At 53.6% G+C, this 21811-nt stretch carries 18 protein-coding genes; 9 read left to right on the top strand and 9 right to left on the bottom strand.

Annotation, left to right across the window (positions count from 1 at the left end; all coding sequences use genetic code 11):
* Position 1: 1 nt before the first annotated feature.
* Positions 2-1384: an ethanolamine ammonia-lyase subunit EutB gene (locus METH11B_RS0108000; RefSeq protein ID WP_026601580.1), complete on the bottom strand. Its 1383-nt coding sequence runs from the start codon at positions 1382-1384 to the stop codon at positions 2-4.
* Positions 1385-1581: 197 nt separating this feature from the next.
* Here METH11B_RS0108000 and METH11B_RS0108005 point away from each other — a divergent pair, with 197 nt between their 5' ends.
* The 4 genes from METH11B_RS0108005 (at position 1582) to METH11B_RS29955 (ending at position 5245) form a co-directional block, all read left to right on the top strand.
* Positions 1582-3027 carry a flavin monoamine oxidase family protein gene (locus METH11B_RS0108005; protein ID WP_231499596.1) on the top strand — a complete coding sequence of 482 codons (1446 nt, stop codon included), beginning with the start codon at positions 1582-1584 and terminating at the stop codon, positions 3025-3027.
* 129 nt (positions 3028-3156) lie between these two features.
* Positions 3157-3786, top strand: a complete 630-nt coding sequence (locus METH11B_RS0108010) for a DUF47 domain-containing protein (protein ID WP_026601582.1) — start codon at positions 3157-3159, stop codon at positions 3784-3786.
* 10 nt (positions 3787-3796) lie between these two features.
* Positions 3797-4912 carry an inorganic phosphate transporter gene (locus METH11B_RS0108015; RefSeq protein WP_020482730.1) on the top strand — a complete coding sequence of 372 codons (1116 nt, stop codon included), beginning with the start codon at positions 3797-3799 and terminating at the stop codon, positions 4910-4912.
* Positions 4913-5116: 204 nt separating this feature from the next.
* Positions 5117-5245 (top strand): hypothetical protein, encoded by a 129-nt coding sequence (locus METH11B_RS29955; protein ID WP_269319469.1) that lies wholly within the window; start codon positions 5117-5119, stop codon positions 5243-5245.
* 316 nt (positions 5246-5561) lie between these two features.
* On the opposite strand, the gene METH11B_RS27730 is transcribed toward METH11B_RS29955, so the two are convergent.
* Both METH11B_RS27730 and METH11B_RS0108040 read right to left on the bottom strand, forming a co-directional pair.
* Positions 5562-6119, bottom strand: coding sequence for a DUF2799 domain-containing protein (locus tag METH11B_RS27730; RefSeq protein ID WP_197026938.1), 558 nt, complete (start codon positions 6117-6119; stop codon positions 5562-5564).
* Positions 6120-7111: 992 nt separating this feature from the next.
* Positions 7112-8167 (bottom strand): OmpA family protein, encoded by a 1056-nt coding sequence (locus METH11B_RS0108040; RefSeq protein WP_026601585.1) that lies wholly within the window; start codon positions 8165-8167, stop codon positions 7112-7114.
* A gap of 452 nt (positions 8168-8619) precedes the next feature.
* On the opposite strand from METH11B_RS0108040, the gene METH11B_RS0108045 reads away from it, so the two are divergent.
* The 4 genes from METH11B_RS0108045 to METH11B_RS26455 are packed head-to-tail and all read left to right on the top strand — an operon-like array spanning position 8620 to position 10082.
* Positions 8620-8934 carry a BON domain-containing protein gene (locus tag METH11B_RS0108045; protein WP_026601586.1) on the top strand — a complete coding sequence of 105 codons (315 nt, stop codon included), beginning with the start codon at positions 8620-8622 and terminating at the stop codon, positions 8932-8934.
* A 14-nt stretch (positions 8935-8948) separates the two neighbouring features.
* The gene (locus tag METH11B_RS0108050) at positions 8949-9179 is read left to right on the top strand and encodes a DUF883 family protein (RefSeq protein ID WP_026601587.1); all 231 of its coding nucleotides are present in this window, start codon (positions 8949-8951) and stop codon (positions 9177-9179) included.
* Between the two features lie 13 nt (positions 9180-9192).
* Positions 9193-9639: a phage holin family protein gene (locus METH11B_RS0108055; protein ID WP_026601588.1), complete on the top strand. Its 447-nt coding sequence runs from the start codon at positions 9193-9195 to the stop codon at positions 9637-9639.
* Complete coding sequence (locus tag METH11B_RS26455) at positions 9639-10082, top strand: hypothetical protein (protein ID WP_026601589.1); 444 nt, start codon at positions 9639-9641, stop codon at positions 10080-10082. The genes METH11B_RS0108055 and METH11B_RS26455 overlap by 1 nt, the downstream gene beginning before the upstream one ends.
* Before the next feature lie 35 nt (positions 10083-10117).
* Here METH11B_RS26455 and METH11B_RS0108065 read toward each other — a convergent pair whose 3' ends face one another.
* The 3 genes from METH11B_RS0108065 to METH11B_RS0108075 all read right to left on the bottom strand — a co-directional run bounded on the left by METH11B_RS0108065 (position 10118) and on the right by METH11B_RS0108075 (position 10861).
* Positions 10118-10339: a hypothetical protein gene (locus tag METH11B_RS0108065; protein ID WP_020482740.1), complete on the bottom strand. Its 222-nt coding sequence runs from the start codon at positions 10337-10339 to the stop codon at positions 10118-10120.
* A gap of 139 nt (positions 10340-10478) precedes the next feature.
* On the bottom strand, positions 10479-10628 hold the full coding sequence (locus METH11B_RS29085) for a lmo0937 family membrane protein (RefSeq protein WP_020482741.1): 150 nt from the start codon (positions 10626-10628) through the stop codon (positions 10479-10481).
* Positions 10629-10684: 56 nt separating this feature from the next.
* Positions 10685-10861, bottom strand: coding sequence for a CsbD family protein (locus METH11B_RS0108075; RefSeq protein ID WP_026146928.1), 177 nt, complete (start codon positions 10859-10861; stop codon positions 10685-10687).
* Positions 10862-11630: 769 nt separating this feature from the next.
* Here METH11B_RS0108075 and METH11B_RS0108080 point away from each other — a divergent pair.
* Positions 11631-12200, top strand: a complete 570-nt coding sequence (locus METH11B_RS0108080; protein WP_026601590.1) for a hypothetical protein — start codon at positions 11631-11633, stop codon at positions 12198-12200.
* A 140-nt stretch (positions 12201-12340) separates the two neighbouring features.
* Here the strand turns inward: METH11B_RS0108080 and smbP are convergent, their stop codons facing one another.
* The 3 genes from smbP to METH11B_RS0108095 form a co-directional block, all read right to left on the bottom strand.
* Entirely contained in the window at positions 12341-12646 is a 306-nt protein-coding gene (smbP, locus tag METH11B_RS0108085) for a small metal-binding protein SmbP (RefSeq protein WP_036277120.1), read from the bottom strand.
* A gap of 35 nt (positions 12647-12681) precedes the next feature.
* Positions 12682-12873 carry a hypothetical protein gene (locus METH11B_RS0108090; protein WP_026601592.1) on the bottom strand — a complete coding sequence of 64 codons (192 nt, stop codon included), beginning with the start codon at positions 12871-12873 and terminating at the stop codon, positions 12682-12684.
* Between the two features lie 140 nt (positions 12874-13013).
* Positions 13014-21716, bottom strand: coding sequence for a GH36-type glycosyl hydrolase domain-containing protein (locus METH11B_RS0108095; RefSeq protein ID WP_026601593.1), 8703 nt, complete (start codon positions 21714-21716; stop codon positions 13014-13016).
* Between the last annotated feature and the right edge of the window lie 95 nt (positions 21717-21811).

Below are 21811 nucleotides of genomic sequence, written 5' to 3' on the forward strand. Positions count from 1 at the left end.
GTTAAGCCCTCGGCAAGCCATGAAAGTTGCTCAGCAATGGCGTAGCGTTACGCGCAGCGGCCAAGCGGTTTTGACCATCGAATATGCCCATTCGCTGCAACCAGGCCTCGAACTCCGGCGCCGGCCGCAAGCCCAATACTTGCCGCAGATACAAGGCATCGTGAAACGAGGTACTTTGGTACGCCAGCATCACGTCGTCGGCACCGGGTATGCCCATAACGAAGTTGCAGCCGGCCACACCCAGCAGCGTCAGCAGGGTGTCCATATCGTTCTGATCGGCCTCGGCATGGTTGGTGTAACAAATATCGCAGCCCATCGGAAGACCCAGCAGCTTGCCGCAAAAGTGGTCTTCCAAACCGGCGCGGATGATTTGCTTACCATCGTATAAATACTCCGGGCCGATGAAGCCGACCACGGTGTTCACCAGCAACGGATCAAACTCCCTGGCTACCGCATAAGCCCGTGCCTCACAGGTTTGCGCATCGATGCCGTGATGGGCGTTGGCGGATAAGGCACTGCCCTGCCCGGTTTCGAAATACATCAACTGGTGGCCGGCATTCCCGCGCCCCAAAGCTTCAGCCATGGCTTTCGCTTCGCGCAGCATTGCCAGGTCGATACCGAAACTGCGATTAGCCGCTTCGGTGCCGGCGATGGATTGAAACACCAAATCCACCGGCGCACCGCGCTGCATCAGTTCCATGCTGGTGGTGACGTGGGCCAGTACGCAAGACTGGGTGGGAATTTGGTATTGCGCAATGATCTCGTCCAACAAACTCAACAAGGTGTGGACATTGTGTAGATTGTCGGTGGCGGGATTGATGCCGATCACCGCATCGCCGCTGCCGTACAGCAAACCATCCAGAATACTGGCGGCGATACCGCGCGGATCGTCGGTCGGATGGTTAGGTTGCAAACGAGTGGACAAGCGGCCCGGCAAGCCAATGGTACTGCGAAAGCGGGTAACGATCCGGCAACGGCGCGCTACGGCAATCAAATCCTGGTTGCGCATGATTTTGCTGACCGCGGCCACCATTTCCGGCGTCAGCCCGGCAGAGATTGCCGCCAAATCGTTATCCTCGGTTAACAGCCAATCGCGAAATTCACCCACGCTTAAATTCGCAATCGGCGCAAACCCCTGCGGATCATGGCGCTCCAGAATCAAGCGGGAAACTTCGTCTCGCTCCGGGGCCAGCAATGGCTCTTCGATAAATCGCCGCAAGGGTACCTCGGCCAAAACCTGCTGCGCGACCGCACGCTCGACTTCGGAATCCGCCGCCAAACCGGCCAATTCATCCGCTGCCCGGCGCGGCGTAGCCTTAGCCAACAAGATACGCAAATCGCGAAAATGAAAGCTTTTGCCTTGTGCGGTTGCGGAATAATTCATCAGTCAGGCAGATTACGATGGGAGAAAATCAGAGAATACGACAAGTTTGTGACTATTATGTGACGCGGCAGGCAGCAGACGGTCAGTTAGGTTCGAGTCACTTGCCTGCAATATTTAGCTCGTACCGTAGCGAAAATTCGCTGCCGATTCCAATGGCTAAGCGGCTTGCAACCCATAAACACGCCGAGGCGACGCAGATGACTACCCTATCCCTCAAGCAACTCAACCGTTCCATCTGTTTCATTGCTTTGGCCCTGTCGCTGAGCCTGCCCTCCGTCGCCTTACCCGCCGAACCGCTCACTGCCGATGTGTTGATCGTCGGCGCCGGCCTATCGGGTTTAAGTGCCGCGTATCATTTAAAAAAAGCCGGTAAATCAACCGCGATTCTGGAAATGAGTCCGCATATCGGCGGCCGCATCCGTACCGCTGCTTATCCGGACGGCACACATGCCGAAGTGGGTCTGGAAGAATTTTGGGAAAATAACCCGGCTATCGAGATTTTCCGGGATTTGCATGTGCCAATGGAAACGGCTTACAGCAGTTTTTCCAGTTTTTATTACCAGGGCAAGCTGTATCCGTTTACGCAAAATACCAATCTGGAGTTTCTGGCATCGGTGCTGGATACCGACGAATTGCAAGCCTATGAACGCTGGGACGCAAAAATGGCCGAGCTTTATCGGCAATTGGCTTTGCGGCCCTTGTCCGAGGATATGCTGGCGCTGCAAGAAATTTCCTTCGCCGACTGGATCGAAAACACCAGTGGCCTGTCGCCCAAAGCCCAAGAGTTGGTGCGCATTGAAACCGAACCGGAATACGCTACCTCCTGGCGAAAAATCAGCGCGCTGGACGGCATTGCCGAATGGCATTATTTTTCCGGCAATGGTCTGGCACCCCGCCATGTAGTCGGCGGCAATCAACGAGCCGCGCAAGCGCTGGCCAATTTTATCGGCCGGGACCGCATCCTGCTGAACCAGCAGGTCACCCACATCACAGCCACCGACAATAATGTGGAAGTGCTTACGTCCGACCAAGGTAGCTTGCGGCAAAAGATATTCCGCGCCAAGTACTTGATCACTGCGATTCCATTATTCCGGCTCAACGACATTCAGTTCGCTCCGCCGTTGAGCGCCGAGCGAAAACAGGCGATACAAACTCAATCGGCCGGCGCCTACTTTACCGCGCACGTCACGGTGGATAAGGCCGCCAGCAGCTTCTGGACCCGCGACTGCGACAGCATATTGCCGATTATGACCGACAGTCCTTTAGGGGTGATTTATGAGGGTGGATCAAAATCCGGCGGAGACGCGCTGTTGAATTTATTGGTCAGCGGTGCGGACGCGGAGCGGTTTAACTCGCGGATGAGCGATCCGGACCAGATTCGGGAAGCTTTGCTGGCGGCGTTTGACAAACAGTGGCCGGGTTTCCGGCAATCGGTCAAACGGATGAGCTTTTACCGTTACCATCCGCGCGCAATAGCGTCATGGCCCGTCGGCCGGTCGCGCTTCGATAGCCTTTCCGAGTCGTTGAGAAAACCGCAAGGCCGCGTCTATTTTGCCGGAGATTTTACCGAAGATACCCACTCCAACGGCGCGAGCCGATCGGCAATTCGCGCGGTTAAGGACATTTTGCAAAAACACGATTAACCCGCACCCGGCAGTGTGGCGCCAGATAACATCAGCTACGCATGCGGTTAGCAAATTGCTGACGGCTTCTACACATGCCGCCACGCTGTTATACAATATGTAACAAAACCGTCACAATTAAGGAACACCATGTTCTCTCTACAAACCATCTTTGGCAAAGGCGATAAATTTTATGGCTTGCTTGAAGCTAGTGCGGAATCGGCACACGCTTCGGCCAAGGCCTTGATAGAACTGCTAAGCACGCCCACCACCCAGCAGTCATTAGAAAAATTTAAACAGGCGCGGCGCCGGGAAAAGAATTTATTCGGCCAAATCAGCGAGGAGTTAGTCAATACCTTCGTGACTGTATTGGACCGCGAAGATATTGAAGCCCTAAACGGCGCGCTGTATAAGATTCCTAAAATCGTCGAAAAATTTGCCGAGCGTTATACCCTGGCATCGGAGCGCATCGGCGATGTCGATTTCAACAGCCGCGCTGCCATGCTGGAACAAGCCTGCCAAGTTTTGGAACAAATGGTTGCCCAGTTGCGTAAAGGTATGGATTTGGACGAAGTCAAAAGACTTAACGATCAACTGCAAACTATTGAAGCGGAAGCCGACGATCAAATCCTTGAGTTGTATCGCGACGTCTATGCCAACGAAACCGATCCTATCCGTTATCTGGTGAAAACCAATTTGTTCGAAATCCTGGAAAAAGCCATTGACCGCTGTCGCGACGCCGGCAATGTGGTTTACCACATCGTATTAAAAAATTCTTAGTGGCTCCGTCATGCTGACATTGCTTTTGCTGGTCATTCTGGCGGCACTGATATTCGAGTTCGTCAACGGTTTCCACGACACCGCCAACTCTATTGCTACGGTAGTTGCCACCAAAGTACTAACGCCGACTCAGGCGGTGATACTGGCTGCGGTAACCAATTTGGTCGGCGCCTTGTCCGGTACCGCCGTGGCCAAAACCATTTCCTCAGGGCTGGTCGATACCGGCATGGTGACGATTACCTCAGAAGTACTGATCTGCGCGCTGACCGGGGCAATTATCTGGAACCTGATCACCTGGGCCTTGGGCCTGCCCTCTTCTTCCAGTCACGCCTTGATCGGCGGCTTATGCGGCGCGGCTCTGGCAGCGGGACACAATAATCCCGATGTGTTGATATGGTCGAAAACCGCTTTAGTGTGGACCGAAAACAAAGGCCTGCTCTGGAAAGTGGTGATTCCGATGATCAGTTCCCCGATTGCCGGGTTTACCTTGGGCATTTTGATCATGGGTTTGTTGATGGCGATCATCAGCGGCATGAATGCGGCCGGCGGCCTGTTGGGGCAAATTTCGCGGCCGAAATGGATCAACGCTTTGTTCGGTAAGGCGCAATTGGTATCGGCCGGTTATATGGGATTTGCCCACGGCAGCAACGATGCGCAAAAAACCATGGGCATCATCGCGCTAGCCATATTTACGGCAAACAACGCCGGTACGCTGGATCAGTTACCGGGTTGGGCGGAATTCCTGCGCCCGGACGGCGGAGAAAAAGATATAGACACCTGGATCGTTTTCAGTTGTGCCTTGATCATGGCGCTCGGCACCTCGGTGGGCGGCTGGCGAATTATCAAGACCCTTGGCCACAAAATGGTCAAGCTACACCCGATAAACGGCTTCGCGGCAGAAACCAGCTCGGCAACCATTCTGTTGGCCGCCGCCCATTTCGGCATGCCGGTTTCCACGACGCATAGCATCTCCACTGCGATCATGGGTGTAGGTTTTGCCAAAAATCCCTATACCCTGAAACTTTCCGTGATCGAACGGATTGTTTGGGCCTGGATTTTGACGATTCCCGCCGCCGGCGGTATTGCCTGGGGCATGGTGAGTTTGTTGCCGCTGTTGCAGTATTAAGTCCGAACTCAAATCGCTGATTTGAATGACGGCTATAGTGAATTTGACGATCAGGTTAGTAATTGACTATGGGCATTCCCAAGGTAATCTGTTATATGAGGGACACTAATGTTGCAAGAACCCATATCCCTTTAGCACATCCAAATAATCATTAGTCACCTCATTGAAGTAACAAGGCTTTTTCCTAAATTAAACGTGGCTGAAATGATGAGAGAAATACTGGAAATCCTGATGTTGTTGGGTTTAATGGGGGGCCTGTTTTTCGTGAAACACGAGTTCGAGAAAGACAAGCAGGAAAGGCTGAGCGACGGCAAACCCGAACCGAGGGAATGAGTTAATTTAGGGCCTGTTCTATTAACAGCAACTAAGTTTGATTCCGTCAACATACTCGCAAAGCAACACGTATGACTGTCATAAGTTTATATTTTGTCAGCCGTAGATCTTAGTTGATAGTAATTTAGCGGCCGGCTAGCAAATACCTTCGCGGAAAAGACGCTCCCAGGAAACTTAAAGGAGAGTTACGTCAAAAATCATCAATGACCGTCTTGCGTAACAGACACCGTGTTTTGATCATGAGTTATCTGTGCTTGATTCGGGGAAGCTTCATCCGGATACTTGCAACGAATCCCCCCGAATCCCAAGAAGCGGCTCAGCGATAAGACTGAGATTCATGGCGAAACTCGTTGAGTTGCCGTTCGTGGTAGTAAAGATCATCCCGAGCGCGATCTCGGTTACGCCTCAAGTGACTTATATCGTTACGAATTTTGGCCCGGTCTTTGTCGTTTAACTTGTTATCCCCCAAGCTGATTTCTTTGCTGGAAAGTTCATTATCTATCCTATCCAGTTCGGCGCGTTCTTTATGCACAGCGTAAGCCGCTGCGTGGTACCGGCTAAATACACCGTCAATAGATGGCGGGCAAACATGGCGATAATCGTGCCCTTGCAAACCCTCTTCAAAAGCGTTCTCGATCCGACAGTATTCTCTTATGCCCTGTTCGCGGCCAGCAAAATACTGCGAATCATTCACCGCGACGCCGTATTCCGAACATGCTTTCTGGTGATCATTTAGCCTATCACTGGTCGCACCGGAACGGCCGTCTTGAACCCCCAAACCAAACCAATCACCCCGCTTGCAGTCTTGTTGGCTAAGCGTTGCACAGCCGGTAAAAAAAACAGCAAATAGACAACCCGTTAAGCGCTTTACCATGATTTTGCCTTCCCAATAAAGATTCACCATACAGCAAGAAAAGCCGCAATTGCTTGAAGCTCCACACACCCTAAAACTATTTCAATTAGAACCGGAATCGCTGGAAATTATAGTCAACGTTGGAAATTAAACGAGTCAATGCAGATAATCATCAACCAAGCTGACTCTGGTCATACCGGACCGATTAGTTGACATGTTGGCCGACGACAAAATCGATTTATGCAAAAATGCTTGGGATAACTTTAATCAGCCCATGGAAATTAGATTTCCGGAAAAATTGAAATGACTACTCGGGAAAGTTGGGAGGGGCAAGCCAATCAAAACGATCAACTGAAACCCATAAAGACGATACTAAAAAATATTCCTGATTTAAGGAAACTGCAACACGCCATGGCCTTTATCGTAATGCGGGAGCAGCCTTTTCAGTGCGCTATAAGAGCTTATTGCCAACGACGGTTGAATGTCCGACCGTAAATGGATAAGTGTAATCGACGGAGCTTGATAGTTACGACGTCGGATTCATCGCGATGGTAGCCGAATCGAGGATGCGTAAGGTCCTCAAAAAAGACATGGTAACGTCTAAGTTAGTACAAGTTAGAGCTCTGCCGGCAATCCCCCCATTTTGAGTTGACCACTACAGAGGCCTTATCGAAATTGTTCTATGTGGCCCTAATGACTATCAGTCAAAATTGGACGATGCCATTGCATGACTGGAAAGCGGCTTTGATTCGGTTTGACGACAAGATGCCCTACCGATAATTAAATCCCGTTTACAAAAAAAAATTCAGGACACCCTCCTTTTGCCTGAATTTATCTTGCTATAAAACTATCCGCCAGTATCTCAAGTCTATTCCTTTACGGACTCGATTTTCTCAACCGTTGCCCTTTAAATTCTTCCCTGAAAGTTGAAGACTTCCTTTGATTTGGGCTTTGCTACTTTTGTCGGGTACTTAAGTTATGCACCAAAGCCCAATTTAGGCAATTGGCAATCCTTATTCAATCCAGATCAACTCGACCCGGCGATTTTCTGATTTACCAACTTCCGTCTCGTTATCGGCGATGGGTTGGGTTTCGCCATAGCCTTTTGCGGACAATTTGTTGGAGACGCCTTTCAATTTCAGATATTCAACGACTGAATGTGCCCGGCGTTGCGAGAGCGTCATATTATAGGAATCGCTGCCTTCGCTGCTGGCGTGGCCTTGCACCTGAATTTCATTTTTCTGCGGGAATGCGATCAAGTCTTTGGCGACGCCATCCAAAAGTTCTTTGGCGTTTAAACTCAATTCAGCGGAATCGTATTTAAAATGCTGACCTTTCAGTATCAATCGAACCGCACAACCTTTCGGATCAACCATGGCGCCTTTGATGGTACCAGGGCATTTATCCAAGCAATCGTTGACGCCGTCGGCATCCGCATCCAGTACGCTGCAATCGGGTTTAGATGCCGCCACGATCGGCGGCGGTGCCATGCGAGCGTCGGACTTTGCCGCATATTTAGGTTTGTCGCCAAACGGAATCACCACACCCAGATTGACCGTCATATCGTGGAATTCGTCGGTGCCCGGCTGTACATGAGCATTGAAATTATTGTTGTAGCGGTAACGTACATCGCTACGTATCAATAAATTGTCGTTCACCTCGTAAGTGGCACCGACGCCGGCTTCGCCGATGAAACCGATGCCGCAGTTGGCGGATGCACAGGTGTTCATACCGCCCAAGCCTAGTACTGCATATGGCGAGAATTTGTCGCGGAATAAATAATACTGCACATCGGCACTACCACCGGCCAAATCCCAAGGGCCGTTATCGCCGCCAAAACCTTGATAAAAGCCTTTTAACTCAACGTTAAAATGTTGATCGATGATTTTGCCCACGCCAACACCGCCGCCCCAACCGTCGCTCGCCCGTCTGTCGCCGCCGCTATTGATAAACGTCGCGAACGGCGCGACATACCAGCGATTATCTTGCGATTGATCAGCGGCTTGGGTTTGCGGCACCATAGCCAGACCAGCTAAGGCGGCTATCGGCAATACATGTCTGTTAAGCATAATTATTCCTTTATGGTAAAGATCGAAATGGGTAACTAACACCAGGTTGCCGCAAGGAGAACTAGCGCGAAACGGATGGCATTGTTGTAAATAAGCTCATAAGTAGCTTATTCGCAACAGCAACCCTCCGTCGGTGCGGTAGCACACATAAGCGGCAAACAGATAAATTTCCCGGTATGCGTTATTCGGCTGCCAATCCCATCTTCTGCAAAGGCCGGCGTTAGCGGTGTATGTACGCTAACGCACCGACTAAGGCTGGCTTTGTGCTTATAGTTCATTCAAGGTTTCACCACCTCAGCCCCGCCTTTACTTGCCGCACATGCGCGAGTATCCGTTAGTCGCCTAAACCGCCACGCCGGACTCGTCCGATTTACGCTTGCAAGTATTCGCCAGATTACGGCTAAGCATTAGCCGCACAGCCTCATCTTATTTTTAGTCCGGGAGAATTACCTATGAAAAACCTCAGCCGATTGTTTGTCGCATTTATTGTGGCCCTCACTTTACTCGCTGCCTCCGGTTGCGCATCGACGCATAAACACGAAGGCACCGGCGAATATGTCGACGACAGCGTCATCACTACTAAGGTGAAAGCAATGTTATTCGACGAACCCAACCTGAGATCCGGCCAGATCAACGTGGAAACTTTTAAAGGTGTCGTGCAATTGAGCGGCTTCGTCGGCAGCCAGGCCGACATCAATAAAGCCGTGGAAATTGCTCGCGGTGTCAAAGGCGTAGAGTCGGTCAAAAACGATATGCGTCTTAAATAACCTAGGAAAACATTATGGAAACCATTGATAAAGCCTCCAACTTCGCCCACGAAGCGGTCGATAAAATCGCCAGTGCCTCTCACCAAGCCGCTGAATCGCTTGACCAAAAAAGCGAACAGCTAAAAACCGCCGAGCAGCGCATCGTGAAAAACTGCCAGGTCTATATCCGCGACAATCCGGTAACGACATTGGGGATTGCGGTAGCCAGCGGCTTTCTGCTGAGCCGCCTGTTGAGCAGCCGCTAACTGCCCGTTGTCCATGGACCCAAATGCGTCCACAAGGACCGAGGAAAGCGCGGGGCAGTCCGCCACGCATGCCGAGCCGTCCGACGACATCGGCATATTGGCGGACATTCAACTGCTGTGGGAAGACTTACAGGGTTTAAGCCATGATCGCTTCCGGCTTGCCGCGTTGGAAACGCGGCGGGCAGGCCAAAGCCTGACTACGATGCTCGCGGCCGCTGTAATGCTTGGTTTGCTGCTGAGTGCCGCCTGGTTAGGTTTAATGGCAGCCGGAGTACAGTGGCTTATTGAGCATGATCTACAGGCCAGTAGCGCCATATTACTGGCAGTAGCAGGTAATTTACTGCTGGCATTAATCCTGTTTGGCGTGATCCGCCGCCGCAGCCGCTATCTACAATTCCCGGCCACACAGCACAGCCTTAAACCCGTGTCTAAAGACTATGCCGTTAAGGACCTCGTCTGATGATGCCGGCCTGGAAGCAACGAATAAAGCCTGTCGGCTCCTTGAATGCGCAAATCAAAATTGCGGAACGGCAAGTGTTGAAGCGTCGCCAGTCGCTCGGACATCGCACCACGTCCCTGCTGGAAAACATCTACAAACAAATGACCGCGCCCGCCACCCTGGTGTTGGCAAGCGGCATAGGATTTATAGCCGGCGAACTCAGTAAATGCCCGACGCCGCCCCGCACAGCCCCACTGCCGGAGCCTATTGAAAATCGCAACGTCCCGGCAAGCACACATTTACGCACTGTTCTGAGCCTGCTGCTTTCGGCACATTCGTTATACAACGCCTTGCCAATAACCTGGCTGACGAAACGCTTTCAGCAATCGCGAAGCAAACCTGCTGTTGCACGGCGACATAATCGCGAGACTAGGACTACCAATAAAGCGGAAGACCCGGGCTAACGTTTAGCGGCTTTTGGCAAGCCCGCCACGCTTGCCTAATTTTTCCTACTTGCCGCAAACAATAACGCACTACCCACCGCTATGGTCGCTATGCCTGCCCAAACCGGCACATTGACAGTCTGAGTATCTTTCACCGACAGTTCGAACGGACCTAACGTGGCCTGCTGCGTTTCCTTGGTATAGCTGAAACCACCGTAGATCAGGCCCAATACCCCGGCAATAATCAACAGCGTGGCCATGATTTTGACTGCACTCATGTTGTTCCCTCGTAAATGATTTTGGATAAGCCCGGCTTGACCAGCCGCATCAAAACTCTACGGCTAGCCATTCCAAAATTAGCTCTGGCACAGAGCCAGACCAAACAATCGATAAAAGCAAACACTTGCTTCGCAATACTTATAAAGCCCTTCGACCTTGAATTATGCGAAGCACAATCGCTATAAGCGCGATTACTAGCAATAGATGAATGAATCCGCCAAGCGTGTACGCAGACACCAAGCCTAGCGCCCAAAGGATGATAAATAGTACGGCTACAGTTTCAAGCATGATCGTTCTCCCCTAACTGCCAAAATAAACTCAGGATGGCGCGCAAATGCAGCGGCTTATAGCTCGTCTTTAATATCTTGCTTCAGATCGCCGAAGCCGGACTGGGCCTTACCCAAATTTTTCTGGACATTGCCTTTTAACTCCAACTCTTTGTCGTCCAATATCACGCCGGCAGCTTCTTTGACTTTGCCTTTAACTTCTTCAACGCGGCCTTTTACTTGATCTTTATTCATGATGATCTCCAACTGGATTAGCCATGAGCAAAACGCCATGACCAAGCGCGGAAGATTCTCCCGCTGCTTAGTAAGAACAATATCAACAAACCCAAGCAAAGTCGGTGCGGCAACGAACATAGATTGGAAGCTAGATATACCGCTTTTTACGGCCTCAAGACAAAGCAGAAAATTTGTCCGACACCCTCCAGGCCCAAACCGAACGCATAGCCGCTTAACTCAAGAAACCCTCGAATTAACAGCGCATGCCGCCTGCGGTCAATGACAGCCCGACACTGGATGCAATTCATCTTTCTAATGTTGGCTAACGTACCGACGCCGGCGACGTTATTGCTTAAACTCCTGCCATAGGTTTAGCAAATCAAATCCTAGACAGATTATTCAAATACTTACCGTTAACCACGGCCATTGGATTTAACACTTTCAATGTGCCCCGCACCGCGCCCGTTCTTCCGACAAATCGCAACCCTAAGAACGGAAACAACCCTCTTAACGCTCCAGCCGCCGCAATCGTGTTGACCGCTCTGGTTACACGATCCTTATCAGACACTAGCACCACGATTTTTAACCGCCGCGAGACTATCCGGCAGGTAGCTCTTCCCTTGCCTATCCGCTGGATAAGTGAGGAATACAGACTGTGCGGATGTCGACCTCTCCCAAACAAACGGTCGAATGAACTCTGTGAAAGCCGGCGTTTCCTGGTAAAGCCGGCTGAGGGTAAGAGCCATTGGATGGCGCTTTGTTAACTTAAACCTATTGAGAAATACCTATGAAAACGATCCCTTATTTAAAGACCTCGCTCGCCATTTGCCTATTGGCGGCTTCCAGTGCTAGTTCTGCTAGCGTTTGGGCGCCAAACGACGGCGACGTTAATTTTCTGTCGTTTAGCCAGTCCTCCTTCCCCTTTCCTTCTCTCTCCGATACCTTCGGGATTTTCGAAGATACGGCCGTTATCGGTGCCGCAGCACCTGTCGTCGCGTTTACCGGCGTAGGCGCAGTGTCATTTACGGCTAACGGCGCTAACTACACTATTGGCACCGGCACTTCATCCGGGACTTTGCTGGGTTCCAGTAATTTCCAAATTGGAATGCTGTCCGACGGAGTTTGGAGTGCTGCATTCGGCAACGTTGATTTAGGCTCGGACGCTAACTTACTGGCATTTGCGGATGCCTCGGAGTTTAACAATCTGCACTTTTTGTACGCGTTCGATATTAGCCCGTCACAAGCGAGCGGCGACGGACCGGCAGCAGTGCCGTTACCGGCTTCAATATGGATGATGACCAGCGCCTTGCTGGGCGTCTTATATGCTGGACGTCGTAAATCCACGGTTTACGCCTAAACCCTAGATAAGTAGCCGGCGCCGTGCGACATGCATGCGACCGGCTATTTTTTTGCCTATTCTTAGCGTCAATACAGGCACAAAAAAACGGCAGGGAAATTCACCTGCCGTTTTTCTTGAAATCGCAGAACTGATTGGCCCTATTGAGCGGCGTTCAAATTTAGAACAGCTTCTTCTGCCGATTTTTTCGCTAATTCGCTGTGACCTTGTTTAGCATGCGCGATCGCCGCATCCAGACTCGTGACACCGGCTTTTAAATGCTCGTCGAGCACTTTGATATGACTCTTCGCTGCATCCGCATGATTCACGATGGTTTTTGCGTCACCGGACTTAGCGGCTGTTTGTGCATGCTCCAGCGCCAGCGCGATATGACTTTCCGCTGCATAAACATGGATAGCACTAACGCCCAACAGCATGCCGGCGCATATTACGGTGATAAACTTCATGGTTGTGTCCTTGGCGTAGTATTTAGATTGCGCGTTCAATAACGGTCGTTTTTATCGCCTTTCTTCGCTTTGCGCCGGAGAGCGACAAAACCGACCCGATCTTTGCCGGCACTCATCTTCAGGTCGTCTTCGACTTCCATCGTCTTGTCATCGCGAGTATTTCCGGTAATTTCTCCAGCTTGGCTTTTCCCGGTTTCGACCGAGTCTTTCTTAGGGGCTTTATTCATGTTGATCTCCAAAATGGTGGACCACAACTGAATTAGCCATGACCTAAGCGCGGACTATGTTTTACAACGCTCAGTCCTTACCATAGCTGCAAAGCCAAGCGCAGTCGGTACGGCAACGAACAGAGTTGCCGGCAAAAGCGCTAGCTGCCAAGCACCACCGACACCTGATGTGATTTTCCGTCATCCAACAACCTGATACCCTCGCCAGGCATTTGTGCCCCACCATCTAGTGTCATGCTGGCAATGCCTCGGCTCACACCATTCGGGTTATCAATGCTGATCTGGTACACACTGGCGCCATGCCGATAAGTCACGCTGTAACTCTGCCAGGCACGGGGTATGCACGGTTCGAACAGCAAACGGTCGCCGCATACTTGTAAGCCCAAAATGGATTCCAAGCCGGCCCGATAAAACCAACCGGACGCGCCGGTGTACCAAGTCCAGCCGCCTCGGCGGGCGTGCGGGGCTTCGGAATAAATGTCCGCCGCCAGCACATAGGGCTCTACCTTATAGGCATAGACCCCGGTGCGGCTGGTGGTGCGCTTGATTGGATTGAGCATGCGCAGCAATTCGCCAGCTTGATCGCCTTCACCGAGCATGGCATAGGCAATCACCGACCAGATGGCCGCATGCGTGTATTGCCCGCCGTTCTCGCGGATGCCGGGCGGATAGCTTTTGATATAGCCGGGATCGCGCTCGGTCTTGTCGAACGGCGGCGTGAATAACAACAGCAGATCGTCGCCGTAGCGCACTAGATATTCGCGTACCGACTCCATCGCCCGCCGCGCCCGTTCCGGGTCGGCGGCGCCGGAGATGATGCCCCAACTCTGTGCAATAGAATCGATGCGACATTCGGAGTTAGTCGCCGAACCCAACGGCGAGCCGTCGTCGAAATAGGCGCGCCGGTACCAGGCGCCGTCCCAGCCTTCCGTTTCGACGGCGCTCCGCAGTTGTCCGGCATGCTCAAGCCAACGTACAGCGCGTTCGTTGTCGCCACGTGTTTCGGCTATCACGGCAAACTCTGACAGAGTTTTGATCAGAAACCAGGCCAGCCAAATGCTCTCGCCCTGCCCGCGATTGCCGACCCGATTCATGCCGTCGTTCCAGTCGCCGCTACCGATCAAGGGCAAACCGTGCGCGCCGGTGGCCAGACTTAAATCCAACGTGCGCGCGCAATGTTCAAACAGACTGGCTGCTCGCAAGGTTTCGGTAGGATGAAAATAGGCATCATCCTGTTCCGCCACCAACTCCGGCCCTTCCAGAAACGGTAATGATTCCTCCAGTATCAGGGTATCGCCGCTGACCTTGAGATAATGCGCCAACACAAACGGCAGCCAAACCCGGTCGTCAGAAAAACGGGTACGTACGCCACGACCGGTAGGCGGATGCCACCAATGCTGCACATCGCCCGGTTCAAACTGGCGCGCGGCTGCTCGTAGAATATGCGCGCGGGTTAAATCCGGCCTGGTCACCGCCAAGGCCATGCTGTCCTGCAATTGATCGCGAAAACCAAACGCACCGCCCACCTGATAGAAGGCAGCCCTGGCCCACATCCGGCAACTCAGGGTTTGATATAGCAGCCAACTGTTCAACAGCACGTCCAACTCGCGATCCGGGGTTTTGACTTGTACCTTACCCAGTATGGTCTGCCACGACTGCGTGACCTCGGCAAATGCCGTGGCAAGGTCAACCGCACGATGCCGACGAATCAATTCCACAGCATGTGCTTTGTCCTTGCCCTGCCCCAGAAAAAATACGATCTCAATCTTTTCATCCGCGGCCAACTCGATGCTGGTTTGCAATGCCGCGCAAGGGTCCATGCCGGCACCGACCCGGTTTTTCAGCGGTTTGCGGTTCAACAATCCGGCCGGCGCGTCCAGACTGCCGTTGCGGCCGAGAAACTCGCTGCGATTGGCCGTCCAGGCAGTCTGCCGTCCGGCCAAGTCGGCAAAGGCAATCCGCTCGCCAAACTCTTGATCCCAAGGGTTATAAGCCAGCATGGCGCCGGTTTCCGCATCCAGTTCCGTGACGATATGCGGCGCGGTGACGCTACGCGAGGCGCCGAGCACCCATTCCAGATAGGCGGTCACGCTCAAGCGGCGGCGGCGCCCCGAGACATTGGTCAAGGTCAATGCAGAAATTTTGACCGGATCGTCCGGGCTGACGAACTGCAACAATTCGCTATGAATGCCATGCGAATGATGCTCGAAGCGACTATAGCCCTGGCCGTGCCGAATCAAATAGCCGGCATTGTCGACGCGGATCGGCAGCGCGGTCGGTGTCCACAATTCGTTGCTGTCCTCGTCGCGTATATAAAATACTTCGCCCGGCGCATCGCCGACCGGATCGTTCGACCAAGGCGTTAACTGGTTTTCCCGGCTATTGCCGCACCAGGTACAGCCGCTACCCAACTCGGAGACCGTGAAACCGAACTCGGGATTGGCGATGACGTTAATCCAAGGCGCGGGTGTGCTCTGGCCTTTATCCAGCACGATGACATATTCGCGGCCATCGTTAGCAAAACCGCCCAGACCGTTGAAAAACTCCAACGGCGGCACGGCCAAGGCCGGTGCTTCGACAGCCGGCAGCAATAATGGCTGCTTGCTAATGAAGGGCATGGCTGGTCGTGGATGCCGTAACAATTGTTCGGCCAAGGTGCCGCGATTTCCGACCAACATAGCTCTTGCCGATGTTTGCAATAAGCGCCGATCTTCCAGACATAACAACCTGGCCTGCAACACAAAAATAGCACCCTGCTGCTCGTGCTCCGCGGAGGCCGAACGCGCCTGGTTTTCCCGCACCAGCGTTTCCAGCAAATTCTGTAAATCCTCGACGTAAGACACTTCCTTTTCATTCAGAATCAGCAGATCCACGGCAAGGCCTTTAATCCGCCAATATTCGTGCGCGCGCAGCAATTGCTCGACAATACCGCGATCTTCCGGCTCACCGACCCGCAGCAATAGGATGGGTCTGTCGCCGGAAATACCGTAGCGCCACAAACTGGTGACATTCAGCGCATTCAATTGGAGGAACTTACCGGCTGGCCGTAACGACGGATCGGCATAGAGCAAACGATTGGCCAGCATTTGAAACAACTGCGCCTCGTCGGGTTTGGTATGTAAATGATGCAGTTGTACGTGAGCATGGGTCCAGGCCAAGGCCGACGCCCGTTCCCAGGCCATTAGATTGTGATATTTGTCAGACAAATCTGCCGCCGCCTGTCTTGACGCAGCCACCAGCGTGGTGAAGGTCAAGTGCTCAGTCGCCCCCGCTGCGATTTTAATGCGGGTGCGCAAACTGAATATCGGATCCAGCACCGAGCCGACCGTATTACTCAAAGGCCGACCGTCCATCACCGCCAACGGCGCGCGCAAGGTTTGGCCGCGGCCGATAAAACGGGCACGGTCGGTTTCGTATTGCAAACCGTCACCGGTTTGCCGGTCGGCCAGCACATGCGCGGCCCACAGTTGCGGGTCTTCCGCAGAACGTTGCCGGCGGTGCGCGAGCAAGGCGCGGGTTTGTGGAAGGTATTCAGTCTGCACGAATAGGTTGGAAAACGCCGGATGGGCTATATCGGCCTGCATGGTCGTTAGCACGATTTCGGCATAAGACGTCACTTCGATTTCCCGCTCGTGCATGCTGTTATTGGTTAAGCTCAAGCGGCGGATTTCCGCATCGTCCTCCGGCGATACGACGATTTCGAGAGTAGTAACTATCGCACCGTCCGTGCGCGTGATGCGGGCCCGATCTTCGACAAATACCACTTCATAATGCTCTGGGGTAGCAGTGGTCGGCTGATAACCGGCAGACCAGACTTGGCCGCTATCGACATCGCGCAGATACAAATAACTGCCCCAGGCATCTCGGGTGCTGTCTTCGCGCCAACGGGTCACCGCCAAGTTCCGCCATTGGCTGTAACCCGAGCCGGCAGCGGTGATCATCAGCGAGTAACGGCCGTTGGACAACAGCAGCGTGGACGGCACAGACGACATCGGCGACGGCACGCGGCGGACCGGCGGTTGCACGGTTTCTTTTACATCGGACAGTTCTTGTAACAACGGCAGCACGCTAGTGTCGGCGCCATGCGGGATACGTTCTTGTAATAATAAATCCGCCGCCTGAATCAGCGCGGTGCGATGGAAGCGATGCCGCATCGCCCCGTCGTGTACCACATTCGCAAATGCCACCAGCGACATGCCCTGGTGATGCGCCATATAGCAACGCACCATGGCTACACGCTGACCTTCCGCCAGGCGGACCGGCGTGAAATCCAGCGCTTCGTAGAAACCGTATCGCCCAAGCGCACCATCCCGTTCCAGACGGGCGAAATTTTCCACGGCGGCATGCGGCAAATACATTGCCGCCAACGCCGTGGCATAAGGCGCTATCACCAATTCTTCGCCCAGGCCGCGTTTCATACCCAGACCGGGCACGCCGAACGCGGAATATTGATAGGTAAAGTATAGATCGCGGCCATTGAATGCCGATTCGGACACGCCCCAGGGCACACCGCGCTCCTTGCCATAAGCGATCTGCCGCTTTACCACCAAGCGGCAAGTCTGATCGAGCAGACTGTAGCGCGGGGTAAAAGTCACCAGCGACGGCATCAGATATTCGAACATCGATCCCGACCACGACAGCAATACCGTGCCATGGGCCACCCGCGTCACCCGCCGCCCCAGGTGGAACCAGTGCGTACTAGGCACGTCGCGTTTGGCGATGGCGATAATGCTGGACAGCCTGGCTTCGGAAGCCAGCAAATCGTAATAACTCGGATCGATAGCGCCTTCTGCCACTCGATAACCGATGGCAAACATGTGTCGATTGGTATCGTACAAAAACCGAAAATCCATGTCCCGAAACATGCCTTCCAGCTGCTCAACCATAAACTCAACACGTTTGTGCAATGCCTTGGCTTGATCGCCGGCCCGACGTAACAACACAATCAAGGCTTTTTTATCGGCTGTCGCTGCTTCCGGTTGTGAATATTCTTCGTGATTTGCCCAAATCGTGTAACTGCCGGGCAGATTGCATAGCGGCGTTTCCAAACCGAATTGTTGACTGAGTTCGGCACTTTGCGAACATAGTGACGGGTATTGCTCGGGAAAATGAATCCACGGGATCAACGTAGCCACATCGCGGGCATGCGAACGAATGTCGTCGCATAAAAAGGCTGCCCAGGCCAACACTTCGTTGTCCAGGCTATCGCCGCGTTCGACGGCATGCGCATTGGCCAAATCAAGTAAAGCATTAGCGCAAACGGTCAATTGCTGCCACAGCACACTCCAGCCGGCCGTGTCGACGGGCCGACTTGCCAGCAGTTCGCCAAGGATGGTGATTTTTTGTCGTAGTTCTCGCAACGTAACAGTCACGATGCGGCGGTCATCGTTGATGTTGGCCAACGCGTTGAGCAATAAGCGATGCGTATCGGCCAGTCCAAGCAAAGCGTTGGTTAAATCCAGCGGCTTGCTGGCTATTTCCCGGCAGGCTTGCGCCAACGTCAGTAAATGGCCGGCCAGATTGCCGCTATCGACGGTGGACACGTAGCGCGGTTCCAGCATCTGCAAGTTGCGGGTGTCGTACCAATTGTAAAAATGCCCGTGCAGTTTAGGTAAGTCGGTCAGGGTGGCCAGCGTCGCTTCCAGACGCTCGACGGTATCGGTCAAGCCCAACCAACCGAAATCCCGCGCGGATACCACCGACAACAAATACAGGCCGAAATTGGTCGGTGAACTGCGGTGGGCAATCACCGCTTGCGGATCTTCCTGAAAATTATCCGGGGGCAGATAGTGTTCTTCGGCGGTGACAAAGGTGGTAAAAAACCGCCAGATGCGTCTGCCATACAAACGCAATTGTGCGCTATCGGCCGGCAACAATGCTTCGGCAATATCGATTTTGGGCGGCAGGCTCAAGGCCCGCGCCACCACCGGCGCCAGCCACCACAGCAGTAAAAACGGCGCGGCCGCGACTATCGCGTCCGGGTTGCACAGCACCACCAACGCGCCGGCACCAAACACCACCGAGGACGAATGACTGAGTGGGCGGATCAAATTCTTCAACGCATACCCTGCCCCTGACTTGGCCTGCAACGCAGTCACCCACTTCAGCAGTTTGCGGCGGGTGATGAACAAGCGCACCAGTGTGGTAACGATAGCGTCGGTCATCAACCAGGCTTGTTGTGCCAGCATGGTCAACGCCACCAGACTATTGCACAAGGCCCAAGCTACGTCTTCTAAGGCGCCGCGCAGATGGGTCGCGAAGGAAACCCCGCGCCGTGGCGCTGTGAAACCGGCAGTAAATGCCAAAACCGCCGGAAAAGCCAGCGCGGTCAGCACAAAACCGACCAGGATCGCTAGCGGCGCCTGCGGTATGGCCCAACTGACAACCAGCGCAGAAAACGCCGCCGGCGCCGACAAGGAGCGGCGCAGATTATCCAGCATTTTCCAGCGGCCTATCAGTGGCATGCCTTTACCGCGCGCGCCGAAAATCCACGGTATCAATTGCCAATCGCCACGCGCCCATCGATGGCCGCGCGAGTCTGCGACTTCGGTGTGCGATGGGAATTCTTCGAAAAACTCTATGTCGCTGACCAGGCCGCAACGTACATAAACGCTCTCGAATAAGTCGTGACTGAGCTGAGTGTTATCCGGCACCCGCCCGGCCAGCGCAGCCTCGAAACTGTCGACATGATACAAGCCCTTGCCACTATAGGTACCCAGCCCAAACAGATCCTGATACAACTCCGATACCGAACTGGAATAGGCATCGGTGCCGGAGGCCCCGGCGAAAATTTGATGAAACATCGAGCGTTCCTGGCGTTGCGGCAAGGTAGGCGTGACTCTGGGCTGCAAGATACCGTAACCATCCACGATGGCCTGGCTGTCGGCATCGAACACCGGCTTATTCAGCGGATGTGCCGCCACCCCAACCAATTGCGCGACCACACCCATCGGCAGCTTGGTATCGGCATCCAGAGTGATGACGTAGCACACGCCGGGCGGCGCGGCGGCAGGTTGACCAGCGATCGGCAGAAACGAGGTATCGGTAGCGCCGCGCAGCAGACGATTAAATTCCTGTAACTTGCCGCGTTTACGCTCCCAGCCCATCCACTTGCCTTCACTGGCGTTCCACAAACGTTTACGGTGAAACACAAAAAAGCGCTGCTGAGCGTACTTGGCGTTCAAGGCATTGACCGCCCCAATCGCCACGCTCAACAGCTTATCGTCGTTGGCTTGAGTTTCCTGCTCGGCATCGGTCCAATCGGACAACAGCGCGAACCGCACCGCACCGTCCGGGTTGGCCAGATAGCGGATTTCCATTTGTTCGACTTGTTGTCTAACCCCTGCTTCGCTGACAAACATAGTCGGCACGACCACGAAGGTGCTCAAGGCTTCCGGCACACCCTCTTTTAGTTCCAGACGCGGTAAATGATTGGGCGGCAGGCCGGCCACAATAAAATGATTCAGCAGGCCAACGGCGATATCCGATGCCGGAAATACCAAGACCAAAACCAGTAAGGCTAATTGAAAGCCGTTCAATCCGGCGGCGCTGGATAGGCTCAACGGCAAGGCCAATAAACACAGCGTCATTAATCCCAGGCTGCCGACATAGGCCAGCCCGGCATGACTGACATAGGTACGCAACAGCCGTTGTTTAAAGGGCGAACGGTAATGCACTTTTGCTTCGAAAGCATAACGGCCGGCACCGATCAGATAATATCCCGGCTCCATTTGCCGTTCGTCGCCACTGTCTTGATCTATGGCGATTTGCACTTCAGCGATGGCCAATTGTGCAATTTCAACTTCCGATACTGGCGAGCGCTTGGCAAGTTCTTCTATGGCATGCCGGTAACGGTCGCGCGTCAGAAAGTCCATGGCCGCATAGCCGTCATGCGCGCGTAAACAGGCATCCACCAGGCTGACGTCTTCGACAAACTGCGGCCAATCGAACGCGGAGATGGCGCGCATGCTGGTAATGATATTGCGTACCGTCATGTTGTCGGCGATTTGCGCGGCGTGTTCCCGATGCACGATGTCGTCCAGGCTCAGGCCTTGCTCGCCGAGCCAATCGCTGAGGAATTTCAAAGACAAGGCAATCGCCGGATGCGGATCGTGCGAGCGCTGCAAAATCTGCACGGCATAGGCTTGGCGCAACTGTTCGGCCGGCAACACGCCAGCCGGAATGACCGGATCCGGACTATCGCTGCGGGCGACCACTTGTTCGACGTGATCGACAAACTGGTCCGCCAAGCGCCGGCCGTTTTGCGAACGCATGATGCTGACCGCCAAGCGCCGGAGATTTTCGACCAGCAACACCCGCAACGTAATCGGGATGGCCCATAGTTCGCCCAAGGTTAGCGGCTCGACGCTTTGATAGGCCTTGACGAACAGATTCAGCAAGTCCGGCGCGAAGCGGCTGTCGGTATGCGCCACCAAAGCCCAGGCGATGCCGTAAACGCGCGGATAGCCGGCTAATACGCCTTCGGCCAGTTTGGGTAGTTCGCGCGAATAGCTTTCCGGCAGATCGACATGAATATCGCTGACCTGCTCTTCGATGACATGAAAATTATCCAACAGCCATTCCGCAGCGGGCGTGATGGCATGCTGCTCGCGCACTGCCTTGGCCACGGATTTATACGCTTCCAGCAAGACCAAGGCATTCTCGCGTACCCGAGGAATTAACTTATGGCCCTTCTTCAGCGTGGTGATTTTTTGGGCTTTTGCCAGACTGACCGCATGCTGCTCCAAGCGCTCGGTATTGAATAATTCAAAACGAATCGGTGCTTCCTCGCCGCCCGGATGCTCGCTTCTAACATGCCGCCGTTGTTCTCGCCGCTTGGCCATGGATTAGTGCTCCGTTCTGATGAATGTGGTGACAATCGCCTGTCGGCGAGGTTGATTGGGCCTCGCTGGGAGGCGGTTGGCAAAAAGACTGGTTG

The sequence above is a fragment of the Methylomonas sp. 11b genome, from assembly GCF_000515215.1.
GTDB lineage: Bacteria > Pseudomonadota > Gammaproteobacteria > Methylococcales > Methylomonadaceae > Methylomonas.

Excerpts from the sequence above, each read along its gene's own strand:
- smbP (WP_036277120.1), bottom strand. The coding sequence starts at position 12,646 with ATGAAGTTTATCACCGTAATATGCGCCGGCATGCTGTTGGGCGTTAGT.
- METH11B_RS0108075 (WP_026146928.1), bottom strand. The coding sequence starts at position 10,861 with ATGAATAAAGATCAAGTAAAAGGCCGCGTTGAAGAAGTTAAAGGCAAA.
- METH11B_RS27730 (WP_197026938.1), bottom strand. The coding sequence starts at position 6,119 with ATGGTAAAGCGCTTAACGGGTTGTCTATTTGCTGTTTTTTTTACCGGC.
- METH11B_RS0108050 (WP_026601587.1), top strand. The coding sequence starts at position 8,949 with ATGGAAACCATTGATAAAGCCTCCAACTTCGCCCACGAAGCGGTCGAT.
- METH11B_RS0108090 (WP_026601592.1), bottom strand. The coding sequence starts at position 12,873 with ATGAATAAAGCCCCTAAGAAAGACTCGGTCGAAACCGGGAAAAGCCAA.
- METH11B_RS0108065 (WP_020482740.1), bottom strand. The coding sequence starts at position 10,339 with ATGAGTGCAGTCAAAATCATGGCCACGCTGTTGATTATTGCCGGGGTA.
- METH11B_RS0108010 (WP_026601582.1), top strand. The coding sequence starts at position 3,157 with ATGTTCTCTCTACAAACCATCTTTGGCAAAGGCGATAAATTTTATGGC.
- METH11B_RS0108055 (WP_026601588.1), top strand. The coding sequence starts at position 9,193 with ATGGACCCAAATGCGTCCACAAGGACCGAGGAAAGCGCGGGGCAGTCC.
- METH11B_RS0108000 (WP_026601580.1), bottom strand. The coding sequence starts at position 1,384 with ATGAATTATTCCGCAACCGCACAAGGCAAAAGCTTTCATTTTCGCGAT.
- METH11B_RS0108045 (WP_026601586.1), top strand. The coding sequence starts at position 8,620 with ATGAAAAACCTCAGCCGATTGTTTGTCGCATTTATTGTGGCCCTCACT.
- METH11B_RS29085 (WP_020482741.1), bottom strand. The coding sequence starts at position 10,628 with ATGCTTGAAACTGTAGCCGTACTATTTATCATCCTTTGGGCGCTAGGC.
- METH11B_RS0108040 (WP_026601585.1), bottom strand. The coding sequence starts at position 8,167 with ATGCTTAACAGACATGTATTGCCGATAGCCGCCTTAGCTGGTCTGGCT.
- METH11B_RS26455 (WP_026601589.1), top strand. The coding sequence starts at position 9,639 with ATGATGCCGGCCTGGAAGCAACGAATAAAGCCTGTCGGCTCCTTGAAT.
- METH11B_RS0108080 (WP_026601590.1), top strand. The coding sequence starts at position 11,631 with ATGAAAACGATCCCTTATTTAAAGACCTCGCTCGCCATTTGCCTATTG.
- METH11B_RS29955 (WP_269319469.1), top strand. The coding sequence starts at position 5,117 with ATGATGAGAGAAATACTGGAAATCCTGATGTTGTTGGGTTTAATGGGG.
- METH11B_RS0108095 (WP_026601593.1), bottom strand. The coding sequence starts at position 21,716 with ATGGCCAAGCGGCGAGAACAACGGCGGCATGTTAGAAGCGAGCATCCG.
- METH11B_RS0108015 (WP_020482730.1), top strand. The coding sequence starts at position 3,797 with ATGCTGACATTGCTTTTGCTGGTCATTCTGGCGGCACTGATATTCGAG.
- METH11B_RS0108005 (WP_231499596.1), top strand. The coding sequence starts at position 1,582 with ATGACTACCCTATCCCTCAAGCAACTCAACCGTTCCATCTGTTTCATT.